The sequence below is a fragment of the Allorhizobium sp. NPDC080224 genome, assembly GCF_050281005.1.
Classification (GTDB): domain Bacteria; phylum Pseudomonadota; class Alphaproteobacteria; order Rhizobiales; family Rhizobiaceae; genus Allorhizobium.
Genome location: NZ_JBNNWJ010000001.1, coordinates 2160354 through 2173663, shown reverse-complemented (window position 1 = coordinate 2173663; position 13310 = coordinate 2160354). Strand labels below are relative to the sequence as shown.

Here is a 13310-nt window from a genome sequence, read left to right as displayed (position 1 = left end):
GATGCTCGTCACCCGCATCGTTCTGGCGCTGCGCAAGTTCTATCAGTGGTCGGTCGCCCAGGCGGCCTTCGGCTTCCTGACGGCATTGAAGATCCTGCCGGCAGATGCGGCGATCAACTTTGCCGACCGGCTGATGCGCTGGGTCGGACCGAAGACGAAACGTCATCGGCTGATGCAGGTGAATCTGCGCAATGCGTTTCCCGAGAAGTCGGATGCCGAACGGGAGGAGATCGCGCTGGCGAGCTGGGGCCATATGGGCCGGCTTGCGGCCGAATATGTCTTCCTTGACCGTCTGTTCGACTTTGATCCGGAAAAGCCAGGCGAGGGCAGGGTGGAGGTGTCGGGCGTCGAGCAGTTCCTCGACCTGCGCGACAATCCGCGTCCCTTCATCGTCTTCACCGGTCACACCGCGAATTTCGAGCTGCTGCCAGTCGCGGGGGCTGCCTTCGGGCTTTATGTCACCGTACTCTTCCGTCCGCCGAACAACCCTTATATCGCCGAGAAGGTCTTCGAATTTCGCCGCAAGCGCATGGGCAAGCTCGTGCCGTCGCATGCAGGGTCCTCCTTCGCACTGGCCCGGCAGCTGGAGCAGGGCGGCGGCGTCGGGGTGCTCGTCGACCAGAAATTCTGGAAGGGCGTCGAGACCCAGTTCTTCGGACAGCCGGTCAAGACCAATCCGCTGCTCGCCAAGCTGACGCGCCAGTTCGACTGCGAAGTGTATCCGGCCCGCTGCATCCGTCTGCCCGGCAATCGTTTCCGTCTGGAGATCGAGCCGCGCATCACGGTGCCACGCAACGAGCGGGGCCAGGTGGACGTGAACGCCACCGCCCAGCTGCTCAACGACAAGGTCGAGGCCTGGGTTCGGGAATATCCGGAGCAATGGCTCTGGTATCACGATCGCTGGGCGATCAAGGACAAGATCTGACAGTCTCTGCTTTAGGCTCGTTTAACGTATAAATCGGGATGCGCGCCGAGCGTCGCCGCCGATCGCCCATGTGCATTTATGGCCTATTCGTTTCATCTGATATTGCAGATATTTTTTGGGCTGCGATGCGCGTGAGTGCCCGTAGCGATTGAAGGTGACGCAACCTCATGTTACGGACGCCGAAAGTGGTGTGACGTATTCATTTCTTTTGTCACACCTGAGGGATGAGGTTGCTGATGTCTTTTGGCGAATTCCGTGATTCGAATCTGCGGGCAATGTTCGAAGCGGTTTCGTTGAAGAATCTTCAGTTGCAGCAGGCCATCCGCAATGGTGACGATCATCTTGTCCGGATGCTGGATCGGGAAATCGATCCGATGATCGCAACGCTGATCAGCTACCGTGCCACTGATCTCGATGATGTCTATCTTCAAATGCGTCTTCTGACGAAGCTGCTGCGGGAGGACGCTGATGACGGCTCATGCGTGCTGCGCCACGCCTCTATGCTGTCCTTGCTCATCGAACGCTATTTCGGTCCGAAACGCAGTGAGGAGAGCCCCGCACCACGCGCTTTCGACACGCGCCAGCCGCGTGATGGTGACGATGAGCAGCTGAACGAGGCGATCCTCAATAATCTGCCTGAACGTGTAGCCGTGGTTACGCGGGACTGTCGCTATCTCTTCGCCAACACGGCCATGGCTAGAATGCTCGGCATGCGCCAGATCGAACTGATTGGGCGCAGTGTCTTTGATCTCGGCCTTGCGGCCGGCGGTCACGACTGGCTTCAGGATGCGCTCGATTCGGCTTTCTCAGGACGTTCGGGATCCTTCGTGGCCCGGATGTCGGCCGCAACCGTCACCGGCGACATGCCTGCTCGCTTCAGCCCGTTTCGGTCTGCAGACGGCAGCATCAGCGGTGCCATCCTGACGCTTGGGGAATGCGAGCCGGTCTATGGTGGCGTCGCCGCCTGATCAAGGCCGAGGCGCATGGTGCGGATCGGACGGGAGGCTCTTGCCGCACCGTTTCTCTCAATCCGTGACGCCCTGAAGCAGATGTTCGCGCTCGAAGGCGATGTGGCGTCTGATACCCTCGAAGAAGCCGCGTAACATGTAGCCGACGGCCTCCATGTTCACACGATCTCCGGATCCCAACTTCAGCAGCGCATCCGTCAGTTCCTCGGCGAAGCACTCGTCCTCGCAATGTTCAAATTTCAGACGTTCAAGCGTCGGTCCCAAAGCGTCCGTCGCGTCGGGGCTCGACTGTAGCTGCGGAAACAGCACCGTCTCCTCGTAGTGATGTATGCCCTTGATAAGGGGGCCGAGCGCCTTTGCCGCATAGATGCATTTCTGCCGGTTGATGCTTGCAGGCAGTGAGTCGGCGATCTCTTCCAGTTCCCTGCAGAGCGCGAGCTGTTCGGTGTGAGCGCGGTAGAGCCAGGCGAGGTCGCGTTTGCCTGCATCGAGCAGGCGGTTGCCCGTCCACGTGTCGCTAGCGCTCCGCTTGCTGTTTTCGATATTCGTCAGCATGTCCGTTTTCTCCAACGGGGCTTTTCGCCGCGCGTAACCCCAGTGCTCCAAGACACGCACGAGCGGGCCTTGGCCCAAGCGATGTGCCGGCCTTGGTGTCCGAAGGTCGCAAACCCGATTGCAGCTTCGAGCCTCGCGAATTTTAGAGAGACTTGCATTGACTTGGATCAAGGTGGCTGGGCGGCCCCAATGCGATTGGTGCATTCGACGCGGGAGGAATCTCCTGAGGGCGAGGCCCCCGCGATGAGATCAGCAAGCCGTTGGGGGATACCAACAATGAACTATACGTTAGAGACACTGGTGATGGCGGTACTCGCCTTCGCCGCGCTGCTCGGGGTGGCTTTCGCCCATGACAGCCTCTTCGCGGCCCATATGTGGGTCGCCTTCTTCGTGCTCGCGGGGGGCACGATCATTATGCTGCGCCGGATGCAGTTTGCACCGACCACGGCATCCTCCTCCTCTTCCGGCCAGTCCAAGGCAAGCCAGTCGGAGTATTTCGACGAGGTGGTGCGTTACGGCGTCATTGCCACCGTCTTCTGGGGCGTCGTCGGCTTCCTGGTCGGCGTGGTCGTTGCGCTGCAGATGGCCTATCCCCAGCTCTATATCGAGCCCTGGTTCACCTTCGGCCGGCTTCGTCCCCTGCACACGTCCGCCGTCGTCTTCGCCTTTGGTGGCAATGCGCTGATCGCCACGTCGTTCTACGTCGTCCAGCGGACCTCGCGTGCACGCCTGTTTGGCGGCAATCTCGGCTGGTTCGTTTTCTGGGGATACCAGTTCTTTATCGTCATGGCGGCCACCGGCTATCTGCTGGGCATCACACAGGGCCGCGAATATGCCGAACCGGAATGGTATGTAGACATCTGGTTGACCGTGGTCTGGGTCGCCTATCTGATCACCTTCATGGGCACGATCCTGAACCGTAAGGAGCCGCATATCTATGTGGCGAACTGGTTCTACCTGTCCTTCATCGTCACCATTGCGATGCTGCATATCGTCAACAATCTGGCGATGCCGGTTTCCTTCCTTGGCGTGAAGAGCTACTCGGCCTTCTCGGGGGTGCAGGATGCGCTGACACAATGGTGGTATGGCCATAACGCGGTCGGCTTCTTCCTCACCGCTGGCTTCCTCGGCATGATGTACTACTTCGTGCCCAAGCAGGCTGGTCGCCCTGTCTATTCCTACCGCCTGTCGATCATCCACTTCTGGGCGCTGATCTTCATGTATATCTGGGCGGGTCCTCACCACCTGCACTACACGGCTCTGCCCGACTGGGCGCAGACGCTCGGCATGGTGTTCTCGATCATGCTCTGGATGCCGTCCTGGGGTGGTATGATCAACGGCCTGATGACGCTGTCTGGCGCCTGGGACAAGATCCGCACCGATCCGATCATCCGCATGATGGTCATCGCCATCGCCTTCTACGGCATGTCGACCTTCGAAGGCCCGATGATGTCGATCAAGGCCGTCAACTCGCTCAGCCACTATACCGAATGGACCATCGGTCACGTTCACTCTGGCGCTCTCGGCTGGGTCGGCATGATCTCCTTCGGCGCCATCTACTACCTGACGCCGAAGCTGTGGAACCGCAACCGCCTCTACTCGATGCGCATGGTCAACTGGCACTTCTGGCTCGCAACGCTCGGCATCGTGGTCTACGCCGCCGTGCTCTGGGTCGCCGGCATCCAGCAGGGTCTGATGTGGCGCGAATACGACAGCCAGGGCTTCCTGGTCTACTCCTTCGCCGAATCGGTCGCGGCCATGCATCCCTACTACGTGCTGCGGACAATCGGCGGGGTCATGTATCTCCTGGGCGGCATCATCATGGCCTACAACGTCGCCATGACCATTCTCGGCTACGAGCGCCAGGAAGCACCGATCGCCGGAACGGTCGTGCCGGCTGCCGCGCAGCCTGCTGAATAAGAAGGAAGGCTCACATGTCCATTCTTGATAAACACGCAATCCTCGAGAAGAACGCGAGCCTTCTCTTCCTCGGTTCGCTGGTGGTCGTGACCATCGGCGGTATCGTTGAAATCGCTCCGCTCTTCTATCTCGAGAACACGATCGAAAAGGTGGAGGGCATGCGGCCCTACTCGCCGCTCGAACTTGTCGGCCGCAACATCTACATCCGTGAAGGCTGCTATGTCTGTCACAGTCAGATGATCCGGCCGTTCAAGGACGAGGTCGAGCGCTACGGCCACTACAGCCTGGCAGCGGAATCGATGTACGACCATCCGTTCCAATGGGGATCGAAGCGAACCGGGCCTGATCTGGCACGCGTCGGCGACCGCTATTCCAACGAGTGGCACGTCCAGCATCTCGTCAATCCCCGCGACGTGGTGCCGGAATCGATCATGCCTGGCTATGCCTTCCTGAAGGACACGCCGCTCAAGATCACGAGTATCAGCATGATGCTCCAGGCTAACCGCACCGTCACCGTCCCCTATACGGACGAGATGATTGCCGAGGCCGAAGCAGATCTCAAGGCGCAGGCCGATCCTAACGCCGATACGACGGGCCTCATGGAACGCTATCCGAAGGCCAAGGTCGGTGATTTCGACGGCGATCCTGCCAAGCTGACAGAGATGGACGCGCTCGTCGCCTATCTGCAGATGCTCGGCACGCTGGTCGACTTCTCCACCTATGACGACGCAAGCGGCTACCGCTGAGGAGGACATCATGGAAACCTACACCGCCATGCGCCAATTCGCTGACAGCTGGGCTCTGCTTGCCATGACCCTGTTCTTCGTCGGCGTCGTCCTCTTCACATTCCGCCCGGGCGGCAAGAAGCCTGCCGACGACGCGGCCAGCATCCCTCTCAAGGAGGATTGAACAATGGCAGACAAAAAACACATCGACGAGATCAGCGGCGTCGAGACCACCGGCCATGAATGGGACGGCATTCGCGAGCTGAACAACCCGATGCCGCGCTGGTGGGTCTATACCTTCTACGCAACCATCGTCTGGGCGATCGGCTACACGATCATGTATCCGGCCTGGCCGCTCCTGACCGACAACACCAAGGGTCTGCTCGGCTATTCGAGCCGTGCAGAAGTCGCTCAGGAACTGGCGGCGGCGAAGTCTTCGCAGGCAGTCTATCTGGACAAGATCGCGACCCTGCCTCTCGAAGAGATCGTCGCCGACAAGGAACTGACCCAGTTTGCCGTTGCCGGCGGAGCAGCCGCATTCAAGGTCAACTGCTCGCCTTGCCATGGTTCGGGTGCTGCCGGTGGCGCCGGTTATCCGAACCTCAACGACGACGACTGGCTTTGGGGCGGTGATCTCGAGTCGATCCACACCTCGATCGCCCACGGCATTCGCTACGACCAGGATCCGGACACCCGGTTCTCTGAAATGCCGGCCTATGCTGACATTCTCGACGCTGATCAGATCAAGCAGGTGGCGGCTTACGTCGTCAGCCTGACCGGCACGCCCCTCGATGCCTCGATGGTCGAGCCTGGCCAGCAGATCTATGCCGAAAACTGCGCATCCTGCCATGGCGAAGATGCCAAGGGCGGGCGTGATTTCGGCGCGCCGAACCTCGCTGACGCCATCTGGCTGAAGGTCGATGGCGAAGCGCAGATCGCGGCACAGATCCGTCAGCCGCGTCACGGCGCGATGCCCGGCTGGGCCCAGCGCCTGGGCGACACCACTGTCAAGCAGCTGACCGTCTACGTGCATCAGTTGGGCGGCGGCGAATAATCGACCTGTCCTCCGAAAGCTTGGGCCGCATCCGGTGATGCGGCCCTTTTTTGATTCCATATTGTAAAAATAATATGTGTTGCGACGCTTCGCCGCTGCTTGACTTAAGTCAAGGCGTGCTGGTCTGCCAGATGGGACAAGGCGAGCATCAGAAGAAGGTTCTCGTCCCATGAACATACTTTCCGAGCCACACCGAGCACCGGACGCGCCCGAGGTCGAAAGGCTCGACGCCGAGGCCGTGATGTCGGCCAAGAGCCGGGGTCCGCTCTACGAATCGCGCAAGAAAATCTTTCCCAAGCGTGCCGAAGGGGTGTTCCGCCGATTCAAGTGGATCATCATGGCGATCACGCTCGGCATTTATTACCTCACGCCCTGGCTCCGCTGGGATCGTGGCGAATTCGCGCCCGACCAGGCCGTGCTGATCGATATTGCCCATCGCCGCTTCTATTTCTTCTTCATCGAGATCTGGCCGCAGGAGTTCTTCTTCGTCGCAGGCCTGCTCGTCATGGCCGGGTTCGGCCTGTTTCTCGTTACCTCGGCCGTCGGCCGTGCCTGGTGCGGCTATACCTGTCCGCAGACGGTCTGGGTCGATCTCTTCCTCGTCGTTGAGCGCTTCATCGAGGGCGACCGCAACGCCCGCATCAAACTTGAATCGGCGCCCTGGACCTTCGACAAGATCTGGAAGCGTGTCAGTAAACACGCGACCTGGATCCTGATTGGGGTGCTTACGGGTGGTGCCTGGATCTTCTATTTCGCCGATGCGCCTTCGCTTGCCATGGATTTTCTCACCGGCAACGCTGCTCCGGTCGCCTATATCACCGTCGCCATCCTGACCGCCACCACTTACGTCTTCGGTGGCCTGATGCGCGAACAGGTCTGCATCTACATGTGCCCGTGGCCGCGCATTCAGGCCGCCATGCTCGACGAGAATTCACTGGTCGTCACCTACAATGACTGGCGCGGCGAGCCTCGCACCCGGCATGCCAAGAAGGCGATTGCCGCGGGCGAGTCGGTCGGCGACTGCGTCGATTGCAATGCCTGCGTCGCCGTCTGTCCCATGGGCATCGATATCAGGGATGGGCAACAGCTCGAATGCATCACCTGCGCGCTGTGCATCGACGCCTGTGACGGCGTCATGGACAAGATCGGCAAGCCGCGCGGACTGATTGCCTATGCCACGCTCGACGAGTACCAGTCGAACATGGCGCTCGCCACCAATGGCGGCGCAACTGCGATCGATCCGAAGATGGTGCGCAATGCCGATGGCAGCTTCTCCGACAAGATTCGCCATTTCGACTGGCGCGTGATCTTCCGTGCCCGCACGCTCCTCTACATGGCAGTTTGGACTGCCGTCGGTGTCGGAATGCTGGTTGCGCTTCTTAGTCGCGACCGGCTGGAGGTCAACGTCCTGCATGATCGCAATCCGCAATTCGTGCTCGAATCCGATGGTTCGATCCGCAACGGCTATACAGTGCGCATTCTGAACATGATCGCCGTTCCGCGTGACATTGAGGTGTCGATCGAGGGATTGCCGGATGCCACGATGAAGATCAACGGCATCAACCAGCCGCCGTCGCGTGCCTTCACGGTCTCGGTCGAGCCGGATGAAGCCACGACACTCAAGGTCTTCGTTACACTTGCCGGTGACAAGGTCACCGATGCCAACCAGAATTTCCAGTTCATCGCCCAGGATGCCGACGGCGACGAGCGGGACGTCTATGATGCAATCTTCATGGGGCCGGGAGCCAGAAAATGAGCACTTACGCCAAAAAACCGTTCACCTTTACTGGCTGGCACATGCTGGCGATCATGCTGGCCTTCTTCGGCACGATCATCACGGTCAACTTCACCATGGCCTATCTCGCCACATCGACGTGGAGCGGCCTGGTGGTGAAGAACACCTATGTCGCCAGCCAGCAGTTCAACGGCAAGACTGCCGCCATCCGCGAGATGCTGGCTACCGGTATTGCGGGTGAACTCTCTGTCGATGCCAAGGGCATGCGCTACCGCCTGACATTGCCTGAAAACACCCCGGTCGTTGCCGATTCGGTCACCGCCCATTTCAAGCGTCCAGTCGGCACTGCCCAGGATTTCGAACTGCAACTGACGCCCGCCGGTGACGGCCTCTACCTCGCCGAGATGGACGTGCTTGCGGGCAGCTGGATCGTCGAGATTCAAGCGATCAAAGACGGCAAGATGATCATGCATGAGGCGAAGCGGATTACCGTTTCGGGAGAATGACGATGAGTTGCTGCGCGGCAGGGACTGAAGGGGCACTGGACATGGAGCGGGCAGGGGTCTCCCTGCCGTCGGCTGAAGAGCTGATGCTCTGCAGCCGTGCGGTCGGACCCGGCCTCTGGCAGGTCGACATGAGCGTGCCCGCGGTCCATTGCGGCACCTGCATCTCGGCAGTAGAGGGTGTGCTCAAAGCCTTGCCGGAAGTCGAGCGGGCCCGCGTCAACCTCTCGACCAAGCGCGTTTCCGTCGTCTGGAAAGAGGCGGTCGACGGGGTCGAGACCGATCCGGTGAACCTCGCGCGCGCTATCGCCACAACAGGCTATTCCGCGCATCTCTTCACAGCCGCAGAAGAGGCCTCCGACGCCTTGCGCAATCAACTGGTCCGCGCGGTTGCCGTGTCGGGTTTCGCTGCCACGAACATCATGCTTCTGTCCGTGTCGGTTTGGTCGGGTGCAGATGCCTCAACGCGCGATCTCTTCCACTGGATCTCGGCGATGATCGCGGCCCCTGCGCTGATCTATGCCGGCCGATTCTTCTACGAATCGGCCTGGAATGCGCTGAAACATGGGCGCACCAACATGGATGTGCCGATCGCCATCGGCATCACGCTCTCCTATTTCGCTTCGTTGTGGGAGACCATCCATCACGGCGAACACGCCTATTTCGACGCGACGGCCTCGCTTCTCTTCTTCCTTTTGATCGGCCGCACGCTCGATCACATCATGCGTGACCGGGCGCGCTCCGCAATCAGCGGGCTTGCCCGCCTTAATCCGCGTGGTGCCATGGTGCTTTCCGACGATGGCTCGCGGGAGTATCGCGCGGTCGATGAAATCCGCGTCGGCGATCAGGTGTCCATCGCTGCCGGCGACCGGATCCCGGTCGACGGTGTCGTCGTTGCCGGTGAGAGCGATCTCGACATGTCGATCGTCAATGGCGAAAGCGCACCTGTTTCGGTCCGCCCGGACTCCGACGTCCAGGCGGGTACACTCAGCCTGACCGGTTCGCTGACGGTCAAGGCTACGGCGACGGCGCAGAACTCGTTCCTCTCAGAGATCATCCATCTGATGGAGGCGGCCGAAGGGGGCAGGGCACGCTACCGTCGCATTGCGGACCGGGCGGCTCAGTATTATTCGCCGGTCGTGCACCTGCTCTCCATCATCGCCTTCATGGGCTGGGGGCTCTATGACGGCGACTGGAAACACGCGATGATGGTCGCGATTGCAGTCCTCATCATTACCTGCCCCTGTGCCCTTGGTCTCGCAGTCCCGGTCGTTCAGGTCGTCGCTGCTGGTCGGCTGTTCAAGGCCGGCGTCATGGTCAAGGACGGTTCCGCCATGGAGCGGCTCGCCGAAATCGAGGCCGTCGCCTTCGACAAGACCGGCACGCTGACACTGGGGCGCCCGAAGCTGGTGGACGTTGCCAAAATCGAGCCGATTGGCTTCGCTGTCGCCGCCGGTCTTGCCGCCCATTCCCGCCATCCGCTGTCGCGGGCGCTGTGGTCGGCCTATGGCGGCCAGCCGCGTGGCTTCGACACCGTTCGTGAAGTGCCGGGCGCTGGCGTTGAGGCGGAGACGCAAGAGGGTGTCTGGCGTCTCGGCAATCGCCGCTTTGCCTGTGCAACCGAGGCGATCGATGTCAGCGACAAGCCCTATTCCGAAGTCGTCCTCTCTCTCGACGGTATCGAACGCGCCACCTTCCTGTTCGAAGATACGCTTCGGCCACGGGCCCGTGCCTCGATCGAGACGCTGAAGAATGGTGGCCTCGAACTCGGCATCCTCTCGGGTGACCGTGCGCCTGTGGTGGCCACGCTTGCCGCCGATCTCGGGATCACCAACTGGCGCGCTGGCCTCACGCCACGGGACAAGGCCGAAGCCTGCGCCGAGGCGTCCGCCCACGGCCAGCGCGTGCTGATGGTCGGCGACGGCATCAACGACGCGCCTGCGCTTTCTGCTGCGCATGTCTCCATGGCGCCGGCGACAGCTGCCGATGTCGGGCGCCAGGCCGCCGATTTCGTCTTCATGCGCGATGGGCTCGAAGCTGTGCCCTTCGCCATCGAGGCCTCGCGCCGGGCCGGACGTCTGATCCGCGAGAACTTCGCGCTCGCGATTGGCTACAACGTCATTGCTGTGCCAATCGCGCTGCTCGGCTATGCGACCCCGCTGATTGCCGCGGTCGCCATGTCGACCTCGTCGATCATCGTGGTTGCCAATGCGCTCCGGCTCAATCGACTGTCGCTGGATGAGCGGGCGCTGACTGAGCGTCCGGCCGCCGTCCTGTCGACGGGCGCCTCCGACAATGCGAGGATCGCCGCATGAACATGCTGATCTACCTCATCCCGATCGCACTCTTTCTCGGCGGGCTCGGTCTGTTCGCCTTCCTCTGGTCGCTGAAGAGCGGTCAGTACGAAGACCTCGATGGAGCGGCCTGGCGAGTGATCTCCGAGAAGGACGACCAGCCGGACGCTTGATACAGCGTTTACCGAACGGTCAAAATTCAGTCTTGCCGCATCCCTTCGCGAATGCGAGAAAGCCCGCATCCATGAAATTGCATGCGGAGGCTTCATCGTGCAGCAGGCGGAAATCGGACTGATCGGTCTCGGAGTCATGGGCTCCAATCTGGCGCTCAACATTGCCGAGAAAGGCAATCGCATCGCGGTCTTCAACCGGACGCCGGCGCGCACGGATGAATTCCTCGGGGAAGCCGGCGATCTGGCCGGCCAGATCATCGGTTGCCATACGATCGAAGAGTTTGTTGCCGCCATCCGCCCGCCGCGCCCGATCATCATCATGATCAAGGCCGGCGAGGCCGTCGACCAGCAGATGGCAGCCCTTCTGCCGCATCTCGCCAAAAACGACATCATGATCGATGCCGGCAATGCCAATTTCCGCGACACGGTTGCGCGCTTCGAAAAGCTCGCCGGAACCGACGTGACCTTTATCGGCATGGGAGTGTCCGGTGGTGAGGAAGGCGCCCGCCACGGTCCCTCGATCATGGTCGGCGGCACGGAAGAGAGCTGGAAGCGCGTCGAGCCGGTGCTGACCTCGATCGCCGCCAAGTTCAACGACGAGCCCTGCGTTGCTTGGCTCGGGACCGATGGCGCGGGCCATTTCGTCAAGACGATCCACAACGGCATCGAATATGCCGACATGCAGATGATCGCCGAGATCTACGGTATCCTGCGCGACGGTCTCAATATGTCGGCTGCCGAGATTGGCGAGATCTTCGGTCAGTGGAACAAGGGCCGCCTCAACTCCTATCTGATCGAGATCACTGAGAAGGTGCTGAAGGCCACCGATCCGGAAACCGGCAAGCCGATGGTCGACGTGATCGTCGATTCCGCTGGCCAGAAGGGCACTGGCAAATGGTCGGCCATCGAGGCGCAGAACCTGGCGGTGGCCGCATCAGGGATTGAAGCCGCGGTTGCCGGTCGCGTGCTTTCGTCGCTGCGCGAGGAGCGTATCGCTGCCGAGAAGATCTTCGGCCTGCCAGCACTTGCGGAGGCGCCCAAGGACAAGGCCGCCTTCATCGCCGACCTTGAGAATGCGCTGCTCGCTGCCAAGATTGCAGCCTATGCGCAGGGCTTTGCCGTGATGTCCTCGGCTTCGGAAGAGTTCGACTGGGCGCTGCCCATGCCGACGATCGCCAAGATCTGGCGTGCCGGCTGCATCATCCGCTCGCAATTCCTCGACGAGATCACCTCGGCCTTCACTAGGGATCCTGATGTGGCGAACCTCGTCGTCACGCCGGCCTTTGCCGCCATGGTCAAGGAAACCGACGGGGCACTTCGCCGCGTGGTCGCCCATGCCGTGCTGTCCGGTCTGCCGGTGCCTGCGCTTGCCTCGGCGCTCTCCTACTTCGACACCTATCGTCGCGGTCGTGGCACGGCAAACCTCATCCAGGCGCAACGCGATTTCTTCGGCGCCCACGGCTTTGATCGTCTCGACGGCAAGGACATCCATCACGGCCCTTGGGCCGGCCAGTTCTAAGAGTTCCGGCAACGTCTTGCAGTTCGAGGCCCGATATCCCGTGATGTCGGGCCTCTTTTTCATTGGAGGCAGACCATGACAGACAGGCTTACGCTTCTCGGCACCAAAGGCGGTCCCGCGATCCGCCCCGGCGGGCCTAATCCGACATCGATGCTGCTTGAAATGTCCGGCCGCCGGATCGTCATCGATTGCGGGCTTGGCGTATCGAGAGGTCTTGTCGAGACGGGCATGTCGCTGAAGGATCTCGATCTCATCTTCATCACCCATCTGCATTCCGACCATGTGCTCGAGCTAGGGCCGCTTATCCACACGGCCTGGACGACGGGGCTCGACCATTCCGTCAGCGTCTATGGTCCTGAGGGTACGCGGAACGTCTGGACGGGATTTCTCGCCTCGCTCGCCTATGACATCGAAACACGGGTCGCCGACGAGGGACGTCCCGATCTGGCAAGCCTGGTCGAGATTGTCGAATATGGTCCGGGCGAGATCTTCCGGGCGGGGGATCTGGTTGTTGAGGCCTTGCGCGTCGACCATCCGCCGGTGACGGACTGTTTTGCGCTGAAGATCTCCGGTGCCGATAAGATGCTCGTCTTTTCCGCCGATACCGCGCCCTTCCCGCCGCTTGCCGACTTCGCTCGTGGGGCGGACATCCTCGTGCATGAGGCGATGCTGCCGGAGGGGCTGGACAGCATTGTCAGGCGAACCGGAAACGGTGCCCGTCTGCGCGAGCATCTCGTTGCCTCGCACAGTTTTGCTGCGGATGCAGCTCAGATTGCAACGAAGGCTGGCGTCGGCATGCTCGTCCTCAATCATCTCATTCCGGCCGATGATCCCGCCTTTACCGAGGACGACTGGCGGGCGGCCGTCGCGGCGCATTGGACCGGACCGCTCGTCATCGGTCGCGATGGCCTCGCAATTGCCTTGTGAATGACGGCGACC

General features: G+C 61.1%; 13 protein-coding genes. 12 read left to right on the top strand and 1 reads right to left on the bottom strand.

Annotated features, from left to right (window positions below):
• Position 1 precedes the first annotated feature (1 nt).
• Both ACQKP1_RS10905 and ACQKP1_RS10900 read left to right on the top strand, forming a co-directional pair.
• A complete protein-coding gene (locus ACQKP1_RS10905; RefSeq protein WP_427276439.1) occupies positions 2-925 on the top strand; it encodes a lipid A biosynthesis lauroyl acyltransferase in 924 nt (307 codons plus the stop codon).
• Positions 926-1161: 236 nt separating this feature from the next.
• Positions 1162-1893, top strand: coding sequence for a PAS domain-containing protein (locus tag ACQKP1_RS10900; protein WP_427275232.1), 732 nt, complete (start codon positions 1162-1164; stop codon positions 1891-1893).
• Between the two features lie 57 nt (positions 1894-1950).
• Here the strand turns inward: ACQKP1_RS10900 and ACQKP1_RS10895 are convergent, their stop codons facing one another.
• Entirely contained in the window at positions 1951-2448 is a 498-nt protein-coding gene (locus tag ACQKP1_RS10895) for a hemerythrin domain-containing protein (RefSeq protein ID WP_203016343.1), read from the bottom strand.
• A 276-nt stretch (positions 2449-2724) separates the two neighbouring features.
• Here ACQKP1_RS10895 and ccoN point away from each other — a divergent pair, with 276 nt between their 5' ends.
• The 10 genes from ccoN to ACQKP1_RS10845 all read left to right on the top strand — a co-directional run bounded on the left by ccoN (position 2725) and on the right by ACQKP1_RS10845 (position 13298).
• Positions 2725-4368: a cytochrome-c oxidase, cbb3-type subunit I gene (gene ccoN / locus ACQKP1_RS10890; protein WP_203016341.1), complete on the top strand. Its 1644-nt coding sequence runs from the start codon at positions 2725-2727 to the stop codon at positions 4366-4368.
• 14 nt (positions 4369-4382) lie between these two features.
• The gene (gene ccoO, locus ACQKP1_RS10885) at positions 4383-5114 is read left to right on the top strand and encodes a cytochrome-c oxidase, cbb3-type subunit II (RefSeq protein ID WP_203016339.1); all 732 of its coding nucleotides are present in this window, start codon (positions 4383-4385) and stop codon (positions 5112-5114) included.
• A gap of 10 nt (positions 5115-5124) precedes the next feature.
• A complete protein-coding gene (locus ACQKP1_RS10880; protein ID WP_203016337.1) occupies positions 5125-5277 on the top strand; it encodes a cbb3-type cytochrome c oxidase subunit 3 in 153 nt (50 codons plus the stop codon).
• A 3-nt stretch (positions 5278-5280) separates the two neighbouring features.
• Positions 5281-6147 carry a cytochrome-c oxidase, cbb3-type subunit III gene (gene ccoP / locus ACQKP1_RS10875; RefSeq protein ID WP_203016335.1) on the top strand — a complete coding sequence of 289 codons (867 nt, stop codon included), beginning with the start codon at positions 5281-5283 and terminating at the stop codon, positions 6145-6147.
• 169 nt (positions 6148-6316) lie between these two features.
• Entirely contained in the window at positions 6317-7903 is a 1587-nt protein-coding gene (gene ccoG / locus ACQKP1_RS10870; protein WP_427275231.1) for a cytochrome c oxidase accessory protein CcoG, read from the top strand.
• Positions 7900-8388, top strand: a complete 489-nt coding sequence (locus tag ACQKP1_RS10865; RefSeq protein WP_203016331.1) for a FixH family protein — start codon at positions 7900-7902, stop codon at positions 8386-8388. The genes ccoG and ACQKP1_RS10865 overlap by 4 nt, the downstream gene beginning before the upstream one ends.
• Before the next feature lie 2 nt (positions 8389-8390).
• Positions 8391-10700, top strand: a complete 2310-nt coding sequence (locus tag ACQKP1_RS10860; RefSeq protein ID WP_427275230.1) for a cation-translocating P-type ATPase — start codon at positions 8391-8393, stop codon at positions 10698-10700.
• Positions 10697-10852: a cbb3-type cytochrome oxidase assembly protein CcoS gene (gene ccoS / locus ACQKP1_RS10855; RefSeq protein WP_006726192.1), complete on the top strand. Its 156-nt coding sequence runs from the start codon at positions 10697-10699 to the stop codon at positions 10850-10852. Before ACQKP1_RS10860 ends, ccoS begins: the two co-directional genes overlap by 4 nt.
• Positions 10853-10949: 97 nt before the next feature.
• Positions 10950-12371 carry an NADP-dependent phosphogluconate dehydrogenase gene (gndA, locus tag ACQKP1_RS10850; RefSeq protein ID WP_427275229.1) on the top strand — a complete coding sequence of 474 codons (1422 nt, stop codon included), beginning with the start codon at positions 10950-10952 and terminating at the stop codon, positions 12369-12371.
• A gap of 75 nt (positions 12372-12446) precedes the next feature.
• On the top strand, positions 12447-13298 hold the full coding sequence (locus ACQKP1_RS10845; RefSeq protein ID WP_427275228.1) for an MBL fold metallo-hydrolase: 852 nt from the start codon (positions 12447-12449) through the stop codon (positions 13296-13298).
• Positions 13299-13310 lie beyond the last annotated feature (12 nt).

Bases quoted from the DNA above. Each gene is read 5' to 3' on its own strand.
- ACQKP1_RS10900 (WP_427275232.1), top strand. From the start codon at position 1,162: ATGTCTTTTGGCGAATTCCGTGATTCGAATCTGCGGGCAATGTTCGAA.
- ccoO (WP_203016339.1), top strand. From the start codon at position 4,383: ATGTCCATTCTTGATAAACACGCAATCCTCGAGAAGAACGCGAGCCTT.
- ACQKP1_RS10895 (WP_203016343.1), bottom strand. From the start codon at position 2,448: ATGCTGACGAATATCGAAAACAGCAAGCGGAGCGCTAGCGACACGTGG.
- ccoS (WP_006726192.1), top strand. From the start codon at position 10,697: ATGAACATGCTGATCTACCTCATCCCGATCGCACTCTTTCTCGGCGGG.
- ccoG (WP_427275231.1), top strand. From the start codon at position 6,317: ATGAACATACTTTCCGAGCCACACCGAGCACCGGACGCGCCCGAGGTC.
- ACQKP1_RS10905 (WP_427276439.1), top strand. From the start codon at position 2: ATGCTCGTCACCCGCATCGTTCTGGCGCTGCGCAAGTTCTATCAGTGG.
- ACQKP1_RS10845 (WP_427275228.1), top strand. From the start codon at position 12,447: ATGACAGACAGGCTTACGCTTCTCGGCACCAAAGGCGGTCCCGCGATC.
- ccoN (WP_203016341.1), top strand. From the start codon at position 2,725: ATGAACTATACGTTAGAGACACTGGTGATGGCGGTACTCGCCTTCGCC.
- ACQKP1_RS10860 (WP_427275230.1), top strand. From the start codon at position 8,391: ATGAGTTGCTGCGCGGCAGGGACTGAAGGGGCACTGGACATGGAGCGG.
- ccoP (WP_203016335.1), top strand. From the start codon at position 5,281: ATGGCAGACAAAAAACACATCGACGAGATCAGCGGCGTCGAGACCACC.
- ACQKP1_RS10865 (WP_203016331.1), top strand. From the start codon at position 7,900: ATGAGCACTTACGCCAAAAAACCGTTCACCTTTACTGGCTGGCACATG.
- ACQKP1_RS10880 (WP_203016337.1), top strand. From the start codon at position 5,125: ATGGAAACCTACACCGCCATGCGCCAATTCGCTGACAGCTGGGCTCTG.